The following is a 17,423-nucleotide window of genomic DNA, read 5'->3' as shown; positions in this document are numbered from 1 at the left end:
TCCCCTCCCTGCAAGTTTATGGTGATTCGTTGTGGTCATGCCGAATCTTGCCAATCGCCATAAATGTCAATCCAATTTCATGCAAGTGGCCAGTCCTATTTATGCTGGGCTGCCTCGATTAGGGCGCGGCCTGATCGAAAATCGACGAGAATCCAAGGGTTGGGCCTATTCGATAGCTCCCGCCCGTGAAGGTCGCAGGCTTGCCAAGCGATGGCGATTGTGCAAACAGGTCTTACCAATACGGGCAAGTGACCGAGCAAGGTCGCCAAGAATGTTCCGCAGGAGGATGAGGATGAAGGTATCTGGCGCGTCAACGCTAATTGGTTTTGCGGCGGCTTGCATCGCAAGTGCTCCCTTGGCGGCCGCGCCCGCGAGAGACGCTCAAGTTCTAGAGACAGGCTGGTTGTTCGTTCAGGCAGATGCTCCCGATGGACAAGCAGAGCAGGCCGATGTGTCCGCCTGGCAACCTGTCACCATGCCGCACAGCTGGAACCGGGTCGGCTATTACCTGACCGGCAAGGGCGGTACGCACACCGCCGAGACGGTCGACAAATACATGGGCAAGGGCTGGTATCGCACGACCTTTGCCGCGCCCGGCGACATGAAGGGCAAGCGGCTCTGGCTGGAGTTCGATGCCGCCAGCCGCAGCGCCGATATCTGGGTCAATGGCGTCAAGGTCGGTGCCCATCAGGGTGGCTTTTCGCGGTTTCGGCTGGATGTGACCAATGCAATCCGCCCCGGCGCGCAGAACCTGCTTGCAGTCAGGGTTGACAACACCAAGCCCGTCGAAGGCAGCACGACTGCGGATGTCCTGCCGCTGACCGGCGATTTCTTCGTGCACGGCGGGCTGTACCGCCCGGTCAAGCTGATCACCACCAGCGACCTGCATGTCGACATGATGGACCATGGCGGATCGGGTATCCGGTCGCACACTGCAAAAATCTCCGCCGATCGTGCCGAGGTCGCCGCCGAGGTCCGCGTCGCAAACAGCAGCGCCAAGCCACGCAATGCGGTGGTCATCGCCAGGCTGCTCGATGCCAGCGGCGCCGAAGTCGGACGGTCGCAATCCCGGGTCGATGTGCCCCAGGGCGCAACGCAGTCGGTCAGCCTGATGGTTCCGGTTGCGCGGCCCCGGCTGTGGAACGGCACGATCGACCCGTATCTCTATCGGCTGGTGGTCGATGTGCAGGACCAGCGTGGCCAGACCACCGATACGGTCGAACAGAACATCGGCATCCGCCAGATGGCGTTCGATCCCGATCGCGGCTTCCTGCTTAACGGCAAGCCTTACAAGCTTCGCGGCGTTGGCTACCATCAGGATCGCGATGGCAAGGGCTGGGCGATCACGCCTGCCGACACCGAAGCCGACGTCGCCCTGCTGCGCGAGATGGGAGCAAACTCGATCCGTCTCACGCATTATCAGCATGGGACGCCGATCCACGACATTGCCGACCGTACCGGCATGATCCTGTGGGATGAAATCCCGCTGGTTTCCGCCTGGACCGTCGGTGAATCGCTGGAAGCGAGCGAAGGGCTGCGCGCCAATGCACGCCAGCAGCTGCTCGAAATGATCCGCCAGAACCAGAACCATCCTTCGGTCGCGATCTGGGGCATCGCCAACGAGGTCGACTTCGGCAACTCGCTGCCCGCGTTCATCACCGGGCGCAAGGATGGCTCGTATGCCGATCCGCTGCCATTGCTGGAAGAGCTCAACGCGCTGGCCAAGGCGACCGACACCTCGCGCCCGACGGCGCTGGCCACGTGTTGCGAAGGACGGCTCTTTTCTGCCGATGTGTCTGTCCCCGAAGTGTCCAATATGGCGGATCTGGGCGGAGCCAACCGGTATTTTGGCTGGTACTTCGGCACCGCAGACGATCTGGGGCCGCATTTGGACAGCCTGCGTGCCAAGCGTCCCGAACAGCCGCTGAGCGTTACCGAATATGGCGCGGGTGCTGCCGTATCGATGCACACCGACAACGTGCTGGGCGGTCCCATCGATTCGCGCGGTCGGCCTCAGCCCGAAGAGTATGCAAGCTACATCCACGAAACCGCGCTGGCCCAGATCGAGAGCCGGCCGTATCTGTACGCATCGTGGCTGTGGAACTCGTTCGATTTCGCGACGACAATCCGTGCCGAGGGCGATGCGCAGGACATCAACACCAAGGGGCTGGTCACCTATGACAGGTCGATCAAGAAGGACGCCTTCTATCTCTACAAGGCCAATTGGTCAGATCAGCCCACGGTGCATATCACCGGCCGGCGGCATGTTCAGCGGGCCTACCCGACGACAGATATCAAGGTCTATAGCAACGCTGCATCGACCGAATTGATGCTGAACGGCGTGTCGCTTGGCGCGATGACCGCTTGTCCGCAGAACACCTGCGTCTGGAAGGATGTCCGGCTCGCTGCCGGGCGGAACGCGATCAGCGCGCAAGCTGCGTTCGATGGCAAGCAGGTAGAGGACGCGGTCGCCTGGGAGCTTCCTGCAGACGCGTTGGAGCGGCTGGCGATCGACACCGGCACCATTCTGGCGGCGCAGGATTATGGGTCGCCGATCGGGTCGGACCATTATTTCGCAGGCGGCACTTCGCGCACGATCGACAAGCCAGCCGATTACGGCAAGCCCGCCCAGCCGACCCCCATATCGGGTTCGCCCGCGCGCGACGCGCTGGCGACCTACAGGGAAGGCGATTTTTCCTATCGCATCCCCATGCCCAAGGGCCGCTACAAGGTGCGGCTGTGGTTCACCCTGCCTGCTGGCGTGAACGAGCGGCAGTTCGATGTTCTGGCGGCGGGCAAGCCGGTGCTTCGCAAGATCACGCACGGCTCTGCTGGCGAAGGCGCGGTTGCGGTGAGCCATGAAACCACCATGCGGTCGAATGGCACAATCGATCTGCAATTCCAGTCAAAGCAGGACAAGGCCACAGTCTCGCTGATCGAGATCAGCAAGACACCCTGAGCCCTTTGTCACCGCAATTTTCTGATGAATCGAGGATCAAAATGAAATTCGTCACACTGTCTGCAACGTTGACCGCCCTGTTGTGTTCGACATCGCCGGTCCTGGCGCAATCGCCAGGCGATGATGGATCCGCGCAGGCGCGGGCTCGCGAAACCGTGGCAGCGATGCGGCCAGAGGAGAAGACGGTCCTGACCCACGGCATCATGGCGCTGCCGCTGGGGCCTGGTATGGTCATGCCGGAAGACGCCGTTCCCGGCGCGGGCTATATCCCCGGCATCGCCCGGCTGGGTATCGCGCCACTGAAGGAAACCGATGCCAGCCTTGGGGTGTCCTATGCGGCCGGGCTGCGCAAGGACAACTCCACCGCGCTGCCTTCGGGCCTGTCGATGGCATCAAGCTGGAACCCGCAGCTGATCGAGGAAGGGGGCCGCATGATCGGCTCCGAGGCGCGCGCCAAGGGGTTCAACGTGATGCTGGCAGGCGGCGTCAACCTGATGCGTGATCCACGCAATGGCCGCAATTTCGAATATCTGGGTGAAGACCCGCTGCTCGCCGGAACGCTGGTCGGCCATGCCATTCGCGGCGTGCAGTCGAACAACATCATCTCGACGATCAAGCACATCGCACTCAACGGTCAGGAAACCGGACGACATTTCGTTGATGTCCAGATCAGCGAAGCCAATGCGCGCGAAAGCGATCTGCTCGCCTTCCAGATCGGCATCGAGATCGGCCAGCCGGGATCGGTGATGTGCGCCTACAACCGGGTGCTCGGAGAGCAGGCGTGCGCCAGCGACTGGCTGCTGAACAAGGTGCTCAAGCAGGATTGGGGTTTCAAGGGCTTTGTCATGTCCGATTGGGGCGCGGTACCCGATTTGAACGCCGCGATGAAGGGGCTCGACCAGCAATCGGGCGAGCAGCTCGACACCGAGGTGTTCTTCGGCGACAAGCTGGCCGCTGCGGCTGCCAGGGACCCGGCCTGGGCCAAGCGGCTTGATGACATGAACACCCGCATCCTCACGGCCTATTATGCTGCCGGGCTGGACAAGAACCCGGTCGCGCCGGGCGGTAGAATCGATTTCGAGGCGAACGCGAAGGTCGCGCAAGAGGTCGCAGCCCAGGGCATCGTCCTGCTGCGCAACGAACGCGACGCGCTGCCGCTTGCCAAGACGGCCAGGAACATTCTGGTTGTTGGCGGGCTTGCCACCACCGGGGTGATGTCGGGCGCAGGGTCCAGCCAGGTGATCGGGGAGGGCGGCCCCGCCGCGTCGATCCCGCTCGGCGGGACTGGCCCGTTCGCAAGCTTTGCCAACATCGCCTATCACCGGTCATCTCCGTTCGCGGCGATGGAAAAGATGGCGCCCGAAGCCAAACTGCGCTTCCGCACGGGCCGTTCGGTGTCCGAAGCCGCCGCTGCTGCCAAGACCGCCGATGTCGTCATCGTGTTCGCCAATCAATGGTCGGGCGAAGGCTTCGATCAGGCAGATCTGGCCTTGCCCGAAGGGCAGGACGCGCTGATCGCAGCGGTGGCGGCAGCCAACCCCAACACGATCGTCGTGCTGCAGACTGGCGGCCCGGTGCTGATGCCCTGGCTCGAGAGCACGGCAGCCGTCGTTCAGGCGTGGTACCCCGGCATTCGCGGCGGCGAGGCGATTGCATCGGTGCTGTTTGGTGAAACCAATCCGTCAGGCCATTTGCCGATCACTTTCCCCGCGAGCGAAGCCGATCTGCCACGCCCGGTGCTCGATGGCTTCGATCGCCTGGAGCCCGACTTCATCGGTCGCAAACCCGCCGGAGCCGCACCGCTGACCGCCAATTACGACATCGAGGGTTCGGACCTTGGCTATCGCTGGAACGCGAGGCAGGGTCACAAGGCGCTGTTCCCGTTCGGCTTTGGCCTGAGCTATTCGCGCTTTGAAACCTCGCAGCTGAAGATGAAGGGGCTGTCCGCCACCTTCACCGTGAAGAATTCGGGCAAGGTCAAAGGCGCCACGGTCGCCCAGCTGTACATGACCGCCAACCCTGCGGGGCCGCAGCAGCGGCTTGCCGGTTTCAAGCGGGTCGAACTTGAACCCGGTGCCAGCCAGACGGTGACCGTCAGCATCGATCCCAGGATCGTGGCGGAATATGTCGGCAATGGCTGGGAAATCGCACCGGGATCATACAGCTTCGCGCTGGGCGAGAATGCCGAGCAACTGGGCACCCCGGTCAAGGCGGTACTGCCCGCCCGCAAGATCAAGCCCTGATCGCAAGGACGGCGGAACCCGAACATGGCAGCAGGACCCATCCCCGCAGCGCAGCGCAGCAGCGCCGGCCCCACCGCTGGTCACGAGGCACCGCGTGCGCTCGTGCTGGCGGTGGTGGCGCTGTTCTTCATCTGGGGCGGCCTGACATCGCTCAACGATGTGCTGATCCCCAAGCTCAAGGGCCTGTTCTCGCTCAGCTACACCGAAGCGATGCTGACCCAGTTCGCCTTTTTCATGGCGTATTTTCTGGTATCGCTGCCGGCAGGCAATCTCATCGCCCGGGTCGGGTATCTGAGCGGCATCGTCATCGGGTTGGGCACGATGGCGGTGGGGTGCCTTCTGTTCATCCCGGCATCGTCGTCGGGTGTCTATGCGACCTTTCTGGGCGCGCTGTTCGTGCTCGCCGCGGGCATTACGATCCTGCAGGTGGCGGCCAACCCGTTGATCGCCAATATGGGCAGCGCCGCCACCTCGTCCAGCCGATTGACCCTCGCGCAGGCGTTCAATTCTCTGGGCACCACGATTTTCCCGCCGATCGGGGGGGCGATCATCCTGGGGTCGATGGCAGCGGTTGATCCTGCCACTTTGCCGGTGCTGGAACGATCGGCATTCCTGGCCCGCGAAAGCGCCGTCATCGGCAATGCCTATCTGGCGATTGCTGCCATTCTGGTGCTGGTGGCTGTATTCTTCTGGTTGCGCCGTGCCCAGCTTCCGGCTGGTCGCGAGGAGGCCATTTCGCTTGCAGGATCGTTCGGTCTGCTGCGTCAGCCCCGCTTGCGCGGGGGCGTGATTGCTCTGTTTCTATATGTCGGTGCCGAGGTTGCGATCGGCTCAATGCTGATCAACTATCTCTCCCAGCCCCAAATCCTGGCCGTCAGCGAACAAGGTGCCGCAGGGCTGATCGGGCTGTATTGGGGCGGCGCGATGGTCGGTCGCTTCATCGGCGCGGTTGTGTTGCGGCTGGCATCGCCCGGACTGGTGCTGGCTGGCGTTGCGATGGGTGCGGCATCGCTGGCAGCCATGTCGGGGCTGACCAGCGGTGCGTTGGCTGGCTATGCGCTGCTGGCCGTCGGGCTGATGAACTCGATCATGTTTCCGACCATCTTCTCGCTGGGAACCGAAGGGTTGGGCGACCGCACTCCACAGGGGTCCGGCCTGCTGTGCATGGGTATTGTCGGTGGCGCCATCATTCCGCTGATCTGCGGCGTCGTGGCCGATTCCGCCACGCTGGCGTCGGCCCTGGCCATACCGGTTGCCTGTTATCTGGCAATTGCCGCCTTTGGCTGGCAATCCAGATTGCCGCGTGGATAATTCATGAAGGCTTGTCCGAATTGAAACGGCCAGCCACATGGACCGATCAGATAGGTTTCCCGAAACCGGTGTCATTGGTAAGACCCGTGGGATCAGGAGAGGAATTTGCGATGGTACGACCCAGAAAAGACGCCACCCTCCAGTTGGCAAATGGTCCTGAGCGGCTGTACCAGAAACTTGCGCGGCAGCTGTTCACCGAACTTGCCAATGGCAATTACGCAGTCGGTGACCGGCTCCCAGCCGAGCGCGAGCTTTCAATCCAGTATAATGTGAGCCGCCCTGCGGTTCGCGAGGCGATGATCGCGCTGGAAGTCCAGGGGATGATCGAGGTACGGGTTGGCTCGGGCGCCTATGTCCGCGCCTTGCCTTCGGAAGCGGATTCGCCGGGATTCACCGTCACGGCATTCGAGCTGATGGAAGCGCGCCTGCTGATCGAGGGCGAGGCTGCTGCGCTCGCGGCGGTGCACATCCATGACGATGAACTCGACGAACTTGAGCGGCTGGTGGCGGAAATCGACAACGAGAACCGTCTGCCTGGGGTCAGCACCAAGGCCGATCATGCCTTTCACATGATGATCGCGACTGCCACGCGCAACGCGGTGATCCGCAATCAGGTCGAGGAAATGTGGCGTTTGCGATCGGCCTCGCCCAACTGCGCATTGCTGCTGGACAAGGCGCGCACCGCCAATGTCCAGCCGGTCGTTGAGGAGCACCGTGCCGTGCTGGACGCTTTGCGCGCGCGCGACCCGGCGGCAGCCCGAACCGCGATGCGCGGCCACATGGCATCGGTGATCGATCATCTGCTGTTTGCAACCGAGGAAGAGGCGGTTGAGGCGGCCCGCCGCAATGTTGCCACGACCCGCGAGCGCTATGCCCGCGCCGCTCAACTTTAGAACATCCGATCGGTAGGCCGGGAGCCAGATCACCTTCGCCCACCGACCCGGCCATCCGCGCGGTCCCGCGGAAGTAGCCTGCGCAGCTATCGCCGGGAGCGCCTTGCGGATTCAGAACAGCAGGGCCTGACGACAATGGCGCATGCAACGCTGGAAGGTCGATGCGCAGCGCGCCAGGCAATGGAAACTACCCCGCCGGAAGACGGGGCTCCGATCAATCCTCAGCACCTCGGGTGCATCCTATGGGACCATACCGGGCAAGTTGTCGGATAGCATGTCGACGATTCGACGCACCTTCGGAATGAGGTACCGGCGCTGGGGATAAGCTGCCCAGATAATCTCTGCGTCATCGTTGAACCTGGCAAGAACACGCTCAAGTCGTCCAGCCCTTACATGATCCTGAACGTAATAGGCCGGCAGCTGACAGATGCCCATGTCGGCCAGTGCCGCATCGACCAGTGCCGTGCCGCTGTTGCATCGCCACCGTCCTTTGGGAACAAAGGCGATGCGCTTGCCCATTTCCTTGAAGTGCCAGACCGGATTGGTCCCGACCAGGCATTGGTGCCGATCAAGATCAGCGGGCCGTTCCGGAACGCCCGCGCGTTGAAGATAGGCTGGCGAGGCACAGGTCTCCATTGATCGGGTGGCAATCTGCATGGCCGATAGGCGACTGTCATTGGGATGGCCGGTCCGTATGCCGACGTCAAATGACTCCCCAACCAAGTCAATCACGCGATTTGTCAGCTCCAGCGTCACGGAGATGCTGGGGTTGTCGAGCAGATATTGGCGTACGATGGGTACTACGAAGGCTTCGCCCAAGGCTATCGAACAGGTTATCCGCAATTCGCCTTGCATGTCTGCCTGATGGCTGACCAGTTGAAGCGCCTCGTCGCAGTCGGCGAGGATGCGACGGCTCTGCTCCACAAGCGTCCGACCAGAATCGGTCAATCTCACGGAGCGGGTGGTACGTTCGACCAGGCGAGTGCCGAGCTTCGCCTCGAGATCTGCGATGGCCCGGCTGATATGCGAAGTCGACACGCCCAGCTTGCTCGCTGCGCCCACAAAGGTGCCACAGTCGGCAATGGCAACAATTTCAGCAAGTCCGCGCCAGCGATCCATCTATTATCCCTGCTGTGCAACACAGAAATCCCACAGCAGGTCTTTATCTCACTGATGGAACAATAGTAAGGGCTTGTGCGACTGTTGGGAGGATAAGCATGAAGACCCGCGCCGCCGTTGCCTTTGAAGCCAAGAAGCCGCTCGAAATCGTCGAACTCGATCTGGAAGGCCCCAAGGCGGGCGAGGTTCTGGTCGAGATCATGGCGACCGGCATCTGCCACACCGATGCCTACACGCTCGAAGGCTTCGATTCGGAAGGCATTTTCCCCAGCGTGCTGGGCCATGAGGGCGCAGGCATCGTGCGCGAGGTCGGCGCCGGCGTCACCTCGGTCAAGCCCGGCGACCATGTCATCCCGCTCTACACCCCCGAATGCGGCCAGTGCAAAACCTGCCTTTCGGGCAAGTCGAACCTGTGCACCGCGATCCGCGCGACGCAGGGCAAGGGGCTGATGCCCGATGGCACCACGCGGTTCAGCTACAAGGGCCAGCCGATCTATCATTACATGGGCTGCTCGACGTTCAGCAATTTCACCGTGCTGCCCGAGATTGCCGTGGCGAAGATCCGCGAAGATGCGCCGTTCCAGTCAGCCTGCTATATCGGCTGCGGCGTCACCACCGGTGTCGGCGCGGTGACCAAGACCGCCAAGGTCCAGCCTGGCGACAATGTCGTGGTGTTCGGCCTGGGCGGCATCGGCCTCAATGTGCTGCAGGGGGCCAAGCTGGCCGGTGCGAACACCATCATCGGCGTCGATCTCAACCCGGATCGCGAGGAATGGGGCCGCAAGTTCGGCATGACCGACTTTCTCAACACCCGCGGCATGAGCCGCGAAGACATTGTTGCGAAGATCGTGGCGATGACCGATGGCGGCGCGGACTATACCTTCGATGCCACCGGCAACACTGAAGTGATGCGCACCGCGCTCGAGGCGTGCCATCGCGGCTGGGGCACCTCGATCATCATCGGCGTGGCCGAAGCGGGCAAGGAAATCAGCACCCGTCCGTTCCAATTGGTCACCGGGCGCAACTGGCGCGGTACCGCGTTCGGCGGCGCCAAGGGCCGCACCGACGTGCCCGAGATCGTCGACATGTACATGACCGGCAAGATCGAGATCGATTCGATGATCACCCACGTGATGGGCCTTGAAGAGATCAACACCGCGTTCGACCTGATGCACGAGGGCAAGTCGATCCGTTCCGTGGTGGTCTACTAATGCCGGTCGCAGTCGAAACCGTCTCGAGCGTCAAGAGCTTCGGGGGCGAGCAGGCGGTGCTGCGCCATGCGTCCGAAGTGACCGGCACCGACATGACCTTTTCGGTGTTCGTGCCCGATCATGCCGAGGGCGCGAAGCTACCGGTGGTCTGGTATCTGTCGGGCCTCACCTGCACGCAGGCCAATGTCACCGAAAAGGGTGATTTTCGTCGTGCCTGCGCCGAACTGGGCCTGATCTTCGTCGCGCCCGATACCAGCCCGCGCGGTGAGGGTGTCGCCGACGATCCCGACGCAGCCTATGACTTCGGCCTGGGTGCGGGCTTCTATGTCGATGCGACGCAGGAGCCGTTCGCGCAGCATTACAGGATGTGGAGCTATATCACGCAGGAACTGCCCGAGATCATCGGCGACTGCTTCCCTGCGGACATGGATCGCCAGTCGATCATGGGCCATTCGATGGGCGGCCACGGCGCGCTGACCATCGGGCTGACCTTGGCCGAGCGATTCAGGGCGGTATCGGCCTTCGCGCCGATCGTCGCGCCCTCGCAGGTGCCCTGGGGCCAGAAGGCGTTGGCCGGCTATCTGGGCGAGGACCGCGCGGCGTGGCGCAAGCATGATGCCGTCGCGCTGATCGAGGATGGCGCGCGCGTGCCTGCACTGCTGGTCGATCAGGGCGAGGCGGACAATTTCCTGGCCGAACAGCTCAAGCCTGAGCTGCTGGCGCAGGCGTGCGAGAAAGCAGGCATAGACCTCACGCTGCGCATGCAGCCGGGCTATGATCACAGCTATTATTTCATCTCGACCTTCATGGAGGACCATCTGCGCTGGCATGCTGGACGGCTGAACGGCTGAAGTACCTCGGGCGTCAGGGGGCGATGGTGACGCTGGCGTTGCCGCTCGCCCAGACCGGCAGGTGAAGGCCTGCGCCGGCGGCCTTCACGCTTGAAATAGCCCTTGTCGGAAAGGGCATCCGATCGATCCACGCCCATTGCATCCCTCGCTGTCCCCGCCATCAATGAGTGTCTTGTCGGACCGCGCTTTGGGTCATGCGGGCAACAACGCTTTTCTGAGCATTGGAACCTGCGCAACAACGGTCGCAAGCAAGCCGAGACCGATCAGACCGAAAGCGCCATCGACAATCAGGGCCATGCGATCGCCGGTGCCCATGAAGCCCAGGTGAGCCGCGGCAAGGGCGATCAGCACCATGCCCGTTCCGGTCCGTCCAGCCCTCGAGATCGCGACTGGCGGCAGGAATATCGCAGCGCCGAGCATCGCGCTGCTGATCGCGGCCCACGTCCAGATCAGCAGCGCGACCGACATCGTGAACAGCGCAGCGAACGCGGCGCCCGCCAATGCGACGGGCTGTCCCCAGACCGCAGCGGCCCACACACGCTCCCAGCCTGGCGCCGGTCGCCCCTTGTCGCGTCGCCGTGCCAGCCAGATGTTGACGCCGCCCGCCGCGAGATAGGTCAGGCCAAGGCCCAGCAGCGCATACGCGATCTTGACCACGCCGCCGCCGAACCAGCCGAAATGCAGCTGCCCCAGCGAGCCGAGAATCTGTTGGCCGACGTTATTCCGTTCAGCCTTTTGCTGATGGTAGAGCCTGCCACTGCGATCGAACGCAAAGCTGTCTGCATTGGCCAGGCGCGAGGAGCCGTCCTCCACCTCGAAGACGGCGGCCGCGCCCATTTCGGTGGGATGTTCGACAACGAGATAGCTGATGCGCGCTCCCGGCGTTTTCGTGGCCACGGTGGCGAACAGGGGCCGCAGGTCGAGCGGGGGTGCGGGCCGCGCGTCTTCTGCCGGATGCGGCGGGGTGAAGATGGCATAGACCTTGGCCGTATCGCCCTGAAACACGGCCAGACCGATTGCGCCGATGATGATCGAACTGAGGCCGAGCAGCGCACCCGTCAGCGATACGGTGATGTGGAAGGGCAGGGCCCATACGCCGATGCGATTGTGCAGATCGGCCTCCTGCAGCCGCCGTGATCCGCCGAGCCGCAGGTGGAAGGCGTCGCGGAAGATGCGCGGATGCGCGAGCAGGCCCGAGATCAGCGACGAGAGCAGGGCGACGCCGGTCAGCCCGACGATGAAGATGCCCCAGCTTTGCGGCAGGTGCAGATTGATATGCAGGCGCGTCAGGAACTTGGTCCAGCCCTCGCGCATCTTGCCGGTAATGCGACCAGTGCTGTCTGCGATCCAGGTCGTCTGGCTTCCGTCCTCGGCATCGATCCGAAGGCTGGGCCAGGGGCGATCTTCGCTCGGCATCAGGATGAGCACGTGCTCGACGGGTCCGTCGGCACGCCCCATTGCCTCGTGATAGGCGGCCTGAACCGCGTCTGCCGACATCGTTTCCATGGGTTCAGCCCCGGGATTTTCCCAGCGTTGAAGTTCGTGGGTGAAAACGGCGATCGTGCCGGTCAGGCACACCAGATACAGCAGCGCGGCGAAGGCAAGACCCAGGCCGCTATGTCCCTTGAGCACAGCGCGCACGAGATCGGATGAGAGGAAGCCTGCGCCTTTTTTTCCCGTCTTCGTCATGCCAACCCCTTCAGCATGGCCGCGCCGACGCCGATAACGGCCGTTCCCACCAACACGGCGGTTGCGCGTAGAATGCGGCTGTCCGCAAGCGTCCACGCCATCGCACCGCCCCACGCCAACGGCACGATCAGTCCGCCGATCAGCAGCCGCGTCTGAATTTCACCGGGTGCCCAGGTGGCATAGCTGATCCCCAGCCCCAGCGCCGCGACCATGCCGATGGGGCCTGCCAGCGACCAGCGCAGCGTGGTCCGCCACGCGCTCGACGCGCGCTCTGCCGGTTCGGGCGCAAGTCCCTCCCGGATGGCCTTGTTCGCCTTCGCCGGTCTATAGGTATAGCCCGAAGCGATGACGCAGAGCGCAACAACGCAGATGAGCGTCAGCGCCATGAAGGGACCGCGCGCCTCTCCCAAGACCCATGCGGGCCAAAGGAGCGTAATGCACAGCAAAGCCAAGCCGCCCCTGCGCCACAATGACTTGCCGGCTTTCAATGCCCAGGCGCGGCGCAGCAGTGAGGTTCCCGCGATAGCGCCGGCGAGCATGATCGCCAGCGCACCCAGGAAGGCCGTGCCGGTCAAAACCCTGCCTCCAGCACCACGCCGACGCTACGCGGCGCGCCGATGATCGCAAAATCGGTGAAGTCGTTGATATATTGATCGTACTTTTCATCCAGCAGGTTGTTGGCGAACAGCGACAGGCTCCAGTGATCGGCCTGGTATCCGATCCGGGCGTTGACCAATGTGCGCGCGCCAACCCGGCTGGCGGATTGCGGGATGGACACGTCGGTCATGACCGCGCTGCGGTAGCTGGCGTTGAGGTTGGCGTTGAAGCCGCTACCGAACCGCACATTGGCACCGCCCGCCAGCGTCCATTTGGGCGCATACGGAAATTCCAGACCGGACAGGTCGGTGATGGAGCCGACGTCGGTTACGAATTCATCGAACTTCGTGCGCGTGTGCCCCAGGCTGGCATACCAGTCGAAGGCCGATGAAACACGGTGGGCCAGTTCCAGCTCGAACCCGTAGACGTGCGACGTGCCGGCATTCACCGTATGCGTATCGTAGGTGCCGTTGCCGAAATTGGCGTTGGTCTGCTGGTCCGTCCAGTCGATGTAGAAGGCGTTCGCGTTCAGCGTCAGCCGACCGTCGAGCCAGGCCGAGCGCAGCGAGAGTTCATAGTTCCAGGTGAATTCGGGGTCATAGGCGAACAGTTGCGAACGGGCAGTGTTGAAGCTGCTGCCGCCCGAGCGATAGCCGCGCTGCACGACGAAGGCGGTGGCAAGATCGGGTGTCCATGCCATTTCCACGCCGCCCTTGGGCAGAAAGGCGTTGAAGGTGCGCGTCCCCGCCGGTGTCGAACCATTCGCGTCGGTCACAAACCCCAGCACTGCGGAATTGACGCTGGCGAACACCGGCGCCAACGGGCCATACGCCGCAGGATCGGGCAGGGTGCCGACGAATGTTGCGATGGCTTCGCCGCCAATCGTGTTGCGTTCGCGGTCGTAGCGGAAACCGCCGAGCAACGAGAGCCGATCCGTCAGGCGATAGCGCGCGTCGGCGAACGCTGCCATCGTCTCGACCCTCGTCGGAAAGTCCGATGTGTAATCGACCGGGATGTTGGGCAGCGCAGCGGTGTAGAGCGCGGCGACCTGCGCCGCCAACGGCGCGCCCAGCGCGCCTGCCAGCAGGTTTGCTATGGTCGGGCCGGGCGTCGGCACCAGCGTCACCTGATGCGAGCGGCGATACTGGTCGCGATGATAATAGAAAAGCCCGGCAAGGGCGCTCAACCGATCGCTCTCGTAGTTGAGGCGCAATTCCTGGGTGAAGGTTTCAGCCCCGCCCGCGATGTCGCTATAGGCCACGCTGGCGGCCGAGGAATCGCCATCATATTGGCGGATGAAGTCCGTATCCGTATATGTCCCGAGCGTGCTCAGCGTCAGCCCGCCACCCAGATCATAGCGCAGGTCCAGCGTCACCTGGTCGTTGTCGACATCGCTGCTGTTGGGATAATCGGACGGGTTGGTCCGGTTGTCGAAATAATCCCCGACCGATCGATCGACATAGGGGAAGAGGTATCCGCCCTTTGTCTCGAAACGGTGATAGCCAAGGCGCGCTTCGAAACCGGCCAGTGCAGACGGCGTCCAGAGCAGCTTGCCCCGGATCGACGTGGAATCCACGCCGCTTTCCGGCGCGTTGCGGGTGATGTTGCGGATGTACCCATCGGAATCGCGCTTTTCGGCCGATATGCGGAACGCCAGTTCGCCGGGCACGATGGCGCCGCCACCAGCGACCGCGAATTGCGTCGTGTCGAATGATGAAACGAGGGCACGGCCCTTGAGGCTCCAGTCGAACGTCGGATCCTGCGTGCGGATATGCACGGCGCCTGCCAGTGCGTTGAGACCCTGGATGGTCGATTGCGGCCCGCGGAAGATCTCGACCTGCGCCACGTCCCACATGTCGGTCGGGCCATTCGAGAGCACATCCTGTGGCACGGGTGCGCCATCGACGAACACCGTCGCAGTGGCCGCATCACCGCCGCCCGAAACGCCGCGCTGATCAATGCCACGGATCGAAAAACCGGACGCGCCATAGGTTTCCGAGACGTTCGCGGTGCGATTGTAGACGTCCTGGATCGTCAGGATATTTTCTTCGACCAGCCTTTCATCCGTCGTCACACTGACGGATGCCGTCGTTTCCTGCAGACTGCGTGCCGCCTTTTCACCCGTGACGATGATTTCGTTCTGCTGATCCGAAGAGGTGTCTTCCGCTGCGACCGCGGGGGCCGCAAGCGTGGCGAGGACCGAGGTGGACAAAAACAAGCAATACTTCATGGAACTCCCCTGTTGATAGGGAGCGCCTAACCAGGCTCGCTAATGCGAGTCAATCGCATTTATTATTCGGACTGTTTCTGTTTCTCGCATGACGTCCACCCCAAGGAGCCAGCCCTCATGCCGGCATTCCGCAAACAGCGGGTGGTCGGCAACCGCCAAAGCCCAGCGGCACAGAGCCGATGCTCCTGTTGTGGTCCGTGAGCGAGGGCTTGCGGTGGCGGCAGAAGGTCCGAAGCTGCTCGAATTGCCGCAGGGAATGACCTGCCCGAGGTCGAGGGCTGCGGTTGCCGATTGCCAACTGGCAGATTGAACGCGCGCATCTGGCTTCTCGCCGCTCGACACCCGCCACTCGGCCAGGGACCCGGCACCGATCCTTTCAGACTTGCCGAAGGGATTATGCGTCAACGTCCGCGTTGGCGCCAGTCTGCCTGGATACTGCCTGTCCGCAGGTGTCCATCCGCTGCCATCACTGCATCAGTGCGGGCTCGCCCCCAGCTCGAAGCCGGTCTTGTCGTGCAGCGCGAACCTGTCGACGATGTCCGCGCTTGCACGGTTGTAGCCCGCCACTTCCACATTGCGACCGTCACGCCTCAGCCGGGCGACGATCTTGTCAAGCGCGGCAACGCCCGAGATGTCCCAGAAATGCGCCGCCGTCATGTCGATGGTGACGTTAGGGGCGGCCTCCTCGACATTCATGGCATCAACGAAACGCTCGACCGAGGCGAAGAAGATCTGCCCGCGAACCCGGTAGTGCGCGGTCTGGCCGTCCTCCGACAGCGTCCGCTCCACGCCGAACATCCGCTGCACCTTGCCGGCAAAAAAGATCCCCGAAAGCAGCACGCCCGCCAGCACTCCAAGCGAGAGGTCATGGGTGCCAACCACCACCGCGACTGTGGTCAGCATCACCACGGATGATGGCCAGGGGTGGCGGCGAAGGTTGGGGATCGAGTTCCAGCTGAAAGTGCTGATCGACACCATGATCATGATCGCCACCAGCACGGGCATCGGAACCTGCCCCACATAGGGGCCGAGTACCGCCAGCAGGAACATCAGGACCGCGCCTGCGGTGAAGGTCGAAAGCCGTCCGCGCCCGCCGGACGTGACGTTGATCACCGATTGCCCGATCATGGCGCACCCGCCCATGCCACCGACCAGCGCGGCTGCGATGTTGGCTGTGCCTTGCCCGGCGCATTCGCGGCGCTTGTCGCTGCCTGTGTCGGTCATGTCGTCGACGATTTGCGCGGTCAAAAGCGATTCCAGCAACCCGACTGCCGCCATCGCTGCCGAATAGGGCGCAATGATCTGGAGCGTTTGCCAGGTGAGCGGCACATCAGGCCACACGAGACTGGGCAAGCCTTCGGGCAGATTGCCCATGTCTGCAACCGTGTTCACCGGAGCGCCGGTCCACACCGCGAGGATGGTCAGAATGATGATCGCGACCAGCGGCGCGGGGATGACAGTGGTGAGGCGCGGCAAAAGGTAGATGATTGCAAGACCGCCTGCGACCATTGCATAGGCTTGCCATGTCACGTTCGTCAGCTGTGGCAGTTGCGCCATGAAAATGAGGATCGCCAATGCATTGACGAAGCCGGTAATCACCGAGCGCGAGACGAACTGCATCAGCAGGTTGAGGCGGATCAGTCCCGCCACGATCTGGATGATGCCCATCAGGATCGTCGCGGCGAACAGGTATTCGACCCCATGATCGCGGACAAGCGGCACCACCAGCACCGCCACCGCAGCGGTCGCCGCAGAGATCATGCCGGGCCGCCCGCCGGTGAAGGAAATGACGATCGCGATCGCCACCGAGGCATATAGCCCGACGCGCGGATCGACACCTGCAATGATCGAAAATCCGATCGCCTCGGGTATCAGTGCAAGTGCAACGACGATGCCGGCCAGAATCTCGGCCCGCGGGTTCGAAAGCCAGTCGCGGCGAAGCGTGGCAGTAAAGTTCATGAAGAAATCCAGATACGATCATCGGCAGGAAGATGCCGGATTGTCCCGGGGATAGGCGCCGGGCCGAGCCACTCGCGCCGTGCGCAAGTCCGTCTATGCACTCCCTATGCTTCAAAATCTGCGCATTCACAAGACGTCGTGTTCGGCGGCATCTCTCCACCCACCATTGTACATGCCGCAGCCGCCGGTCTCTTGCTGAACGCTGACATGCGGCTCAAGTTCTTTCGTGGCCATCAAGCGGCATCTGCGGACACGTGGCCGATCTTCGCGTGCTGAGTGGTGCCTGCGCCTGCTGCAAGCACCCTGCAGCCAGCATCGCTCTGTGTCGGGGAGACGCCCGTTAGCGGTCGTTCCTGCGCCA

Annotated in this window: 11 protein-coding genes and 1 other annotated feature; of the genes, 6 read left to right on the top strand and 5 right to left on the bottom strand. The window is 62.9% G+C overall.

Annotated elements, in window-relative coordinates; all coding sequences use genetic code 11:
• The first annotated feature begins 37 nt into the window (after positions 1-37).
• The 4 genes from D618_RS0113355 (at position 38) to D618_RS0113340 (ending at position 7,406) form a co-directional block, all read left to right on the top strand.
• Positions 38-2,959, top strand: coding sequence for a glycoside hydrolase family 2 TIM barrel-domain containing protein (locus D618_RS0113355; protein WP_152414728.1), 2,922 nt, complete (start codon positions 38-40; stop codon positions 2,957-2,959).
• A 41-nt stretch (positions 2,960-3,000) separates the two neighbouring features.
• Positions 3,001-5,202, top strand: a complete 2,202-nt coding sequence (locus tag D618_RS0113350) for a glycoside hydrolase family 3 C-terminal domain-containing protein (RefSeq protein ID WP_017672031.1) — start codon at positions 3,001-3,003, stop codon at positions 5,200-5,202.
• Positions 5,203-5,226: 24 nt separating this feature from the next.
• Positions 5,227-6,513: a sugar MFS transporter gene (locus D618_RS0113345; protein ID WP_017672030.1), complete on the top strand. Its 1,287-nt coding sequence runs from the start codon at positions 5,227-5,229 to the stop codon at positions 6,511-6,513.
• 143 nt (positions 6,514-6,656) lie between these two features.
• Complete coding sequence (locus tag D618_RS0113340; protein WP_017672029.1) at positions 6,657-7,406, top strand: FadR/GntR family transcriptional regulator; 750 nt, start codon at positions 6,657-6,659, stop codon at positions 7,404-7,406.
• 240 nt (positions 7,407-7,646) lie between these two features.
• Here the strand turns inward: D618_RS0113340 and D618_RS0113335 are convergent, their stop codons facing one another.
• Positions 7,647-8,525, bottom strand: a complete 879-nt coding sequence (locus tag D618_RS0113335; protein ID WP_017672028.1) for a LysR family transcriptional regulator — start codon at positions 8,523-8,525, stop codon at positions 7,647-7,649.
• Positions 8,526-8,623: 98 nt separating this feature from the next.
• Here D618_RS0113335 and D618_RS0113330 point away from each other — a divergent pair, with 98 nt between their 5' ends.
• Positions 8,624-9,736, top strand: coding sequence for an S-(hydroxymethyl)glutathione dehydrogenase/class III alcohol dehydrogenase (locus D618_RS0113330; RefSeq protein WP_017672027.1), 1,113 nt, complete (start codon positions 8,624-8,626; stop codon positions 9,734-9,736).
• Positions 9,736-10,587, top strand: coding sequence for an S-formylglutathione hydrolase (fghA, locus tag D618_RS0113325; protein WP_017672026.1), 852 nt, complete (start codon positions 9,736-9,738; stop codon positions 10,585-10,587). Before D618_RS0113330 ends, fghA begins: the two co-directional genes overlap by 1 nt.
• Positions 10,588-10,779: 192 nt before the next feature.
• Here the strand turns inward: fghA and D618_RS0113320 are convergent, their stop codons facing one another.
• The 4 genes from D618_RS0113320 to D618_RS0113305 all read right to left on the bottom strand — a co-directional run bounded on the left by D618_RS0113320 (position 10,780) and on the right by D618_RS0113305 (position 17,062).
• The gene (locus D618_RS0113320; protein WP_017672025.1) at positions 10,780-12,276 is read right to left on the bottom strand and encodes a PepSY-associated TM helix domain-containing protein; all 1,497 of its coding nucleotides are present in this window, start codon (positions 12,274-12,276) and stop codon (positions 10,780-10,782) included.
• Positions 12,273-12,851 (bottom strand): hypothetical protein, encoded by a 579-nt coding sequence (locus D618_RS0113315; RefSeq protein ID WP_017672024.1) that lies wholly within the window; start codon positions 12,849-12,851, stop codon positions 12,273-12,275. The genes D618_RS0113320 and D618_RS0113315 overlap by 4 nt, the downstream gene beginning before the upstream one ends.
• Positions 12,848-15,103: a TonB-dependent receptor gene (locus D618_RS0113310; RefSeq protein ID WP_017672023.1), complete on the bottom strand. Its 2,256-nt coding sequence runs from the start codon at positions 15,101-15,103 to the stop codon at positions 12,848-12,850. The genes D618_RS0113315 and D618_RS0113310 overlap by 4 nt, the downstream gene beginning before the upstream one ends.
• A 474-nt stretch (positions 15,104-15,577) precedes the next feature.
• On the bottom strand, positions 15,578-17,062 hold the full coding sequence (locus D618_RS0113305; RefSeq protein WP_017672022.1) for a SulP family inorganic anion transporter: 1,485 nt from the start codon (positions 17,060-17,062) through the stop codon (positions 15,578-15,580).
• A gap of 38 nt (positions 17,063-17,100) precedes the next feature.
• Positions 17,101-17,156 (bottom strand) — a sequence feature (sul1 is cis-regulatory element that is thought to sense ions involved in sulfur or methionine metabolism; They are found in Alphaproteobacteria).
• Between the last annotated feature and the right edge of the window lie 267 nt (positions 17,157-17,423).

The organism is Blastomonas sp. AAP53 (genome assembly GCF_000331245.1).
In the GTDB taxonomy this organism is placed as follows: Bacteria; Pseudomonadota; Alphaproteobacteria; order Sphingomonadales; family Sphingomonadaceae; genus Blastomonas.
The sequence above is the reverse complement of the archived record's forward strand: the minus strand, read 5'-3'. Positions and strand labels throughout refer to the sequence as shown.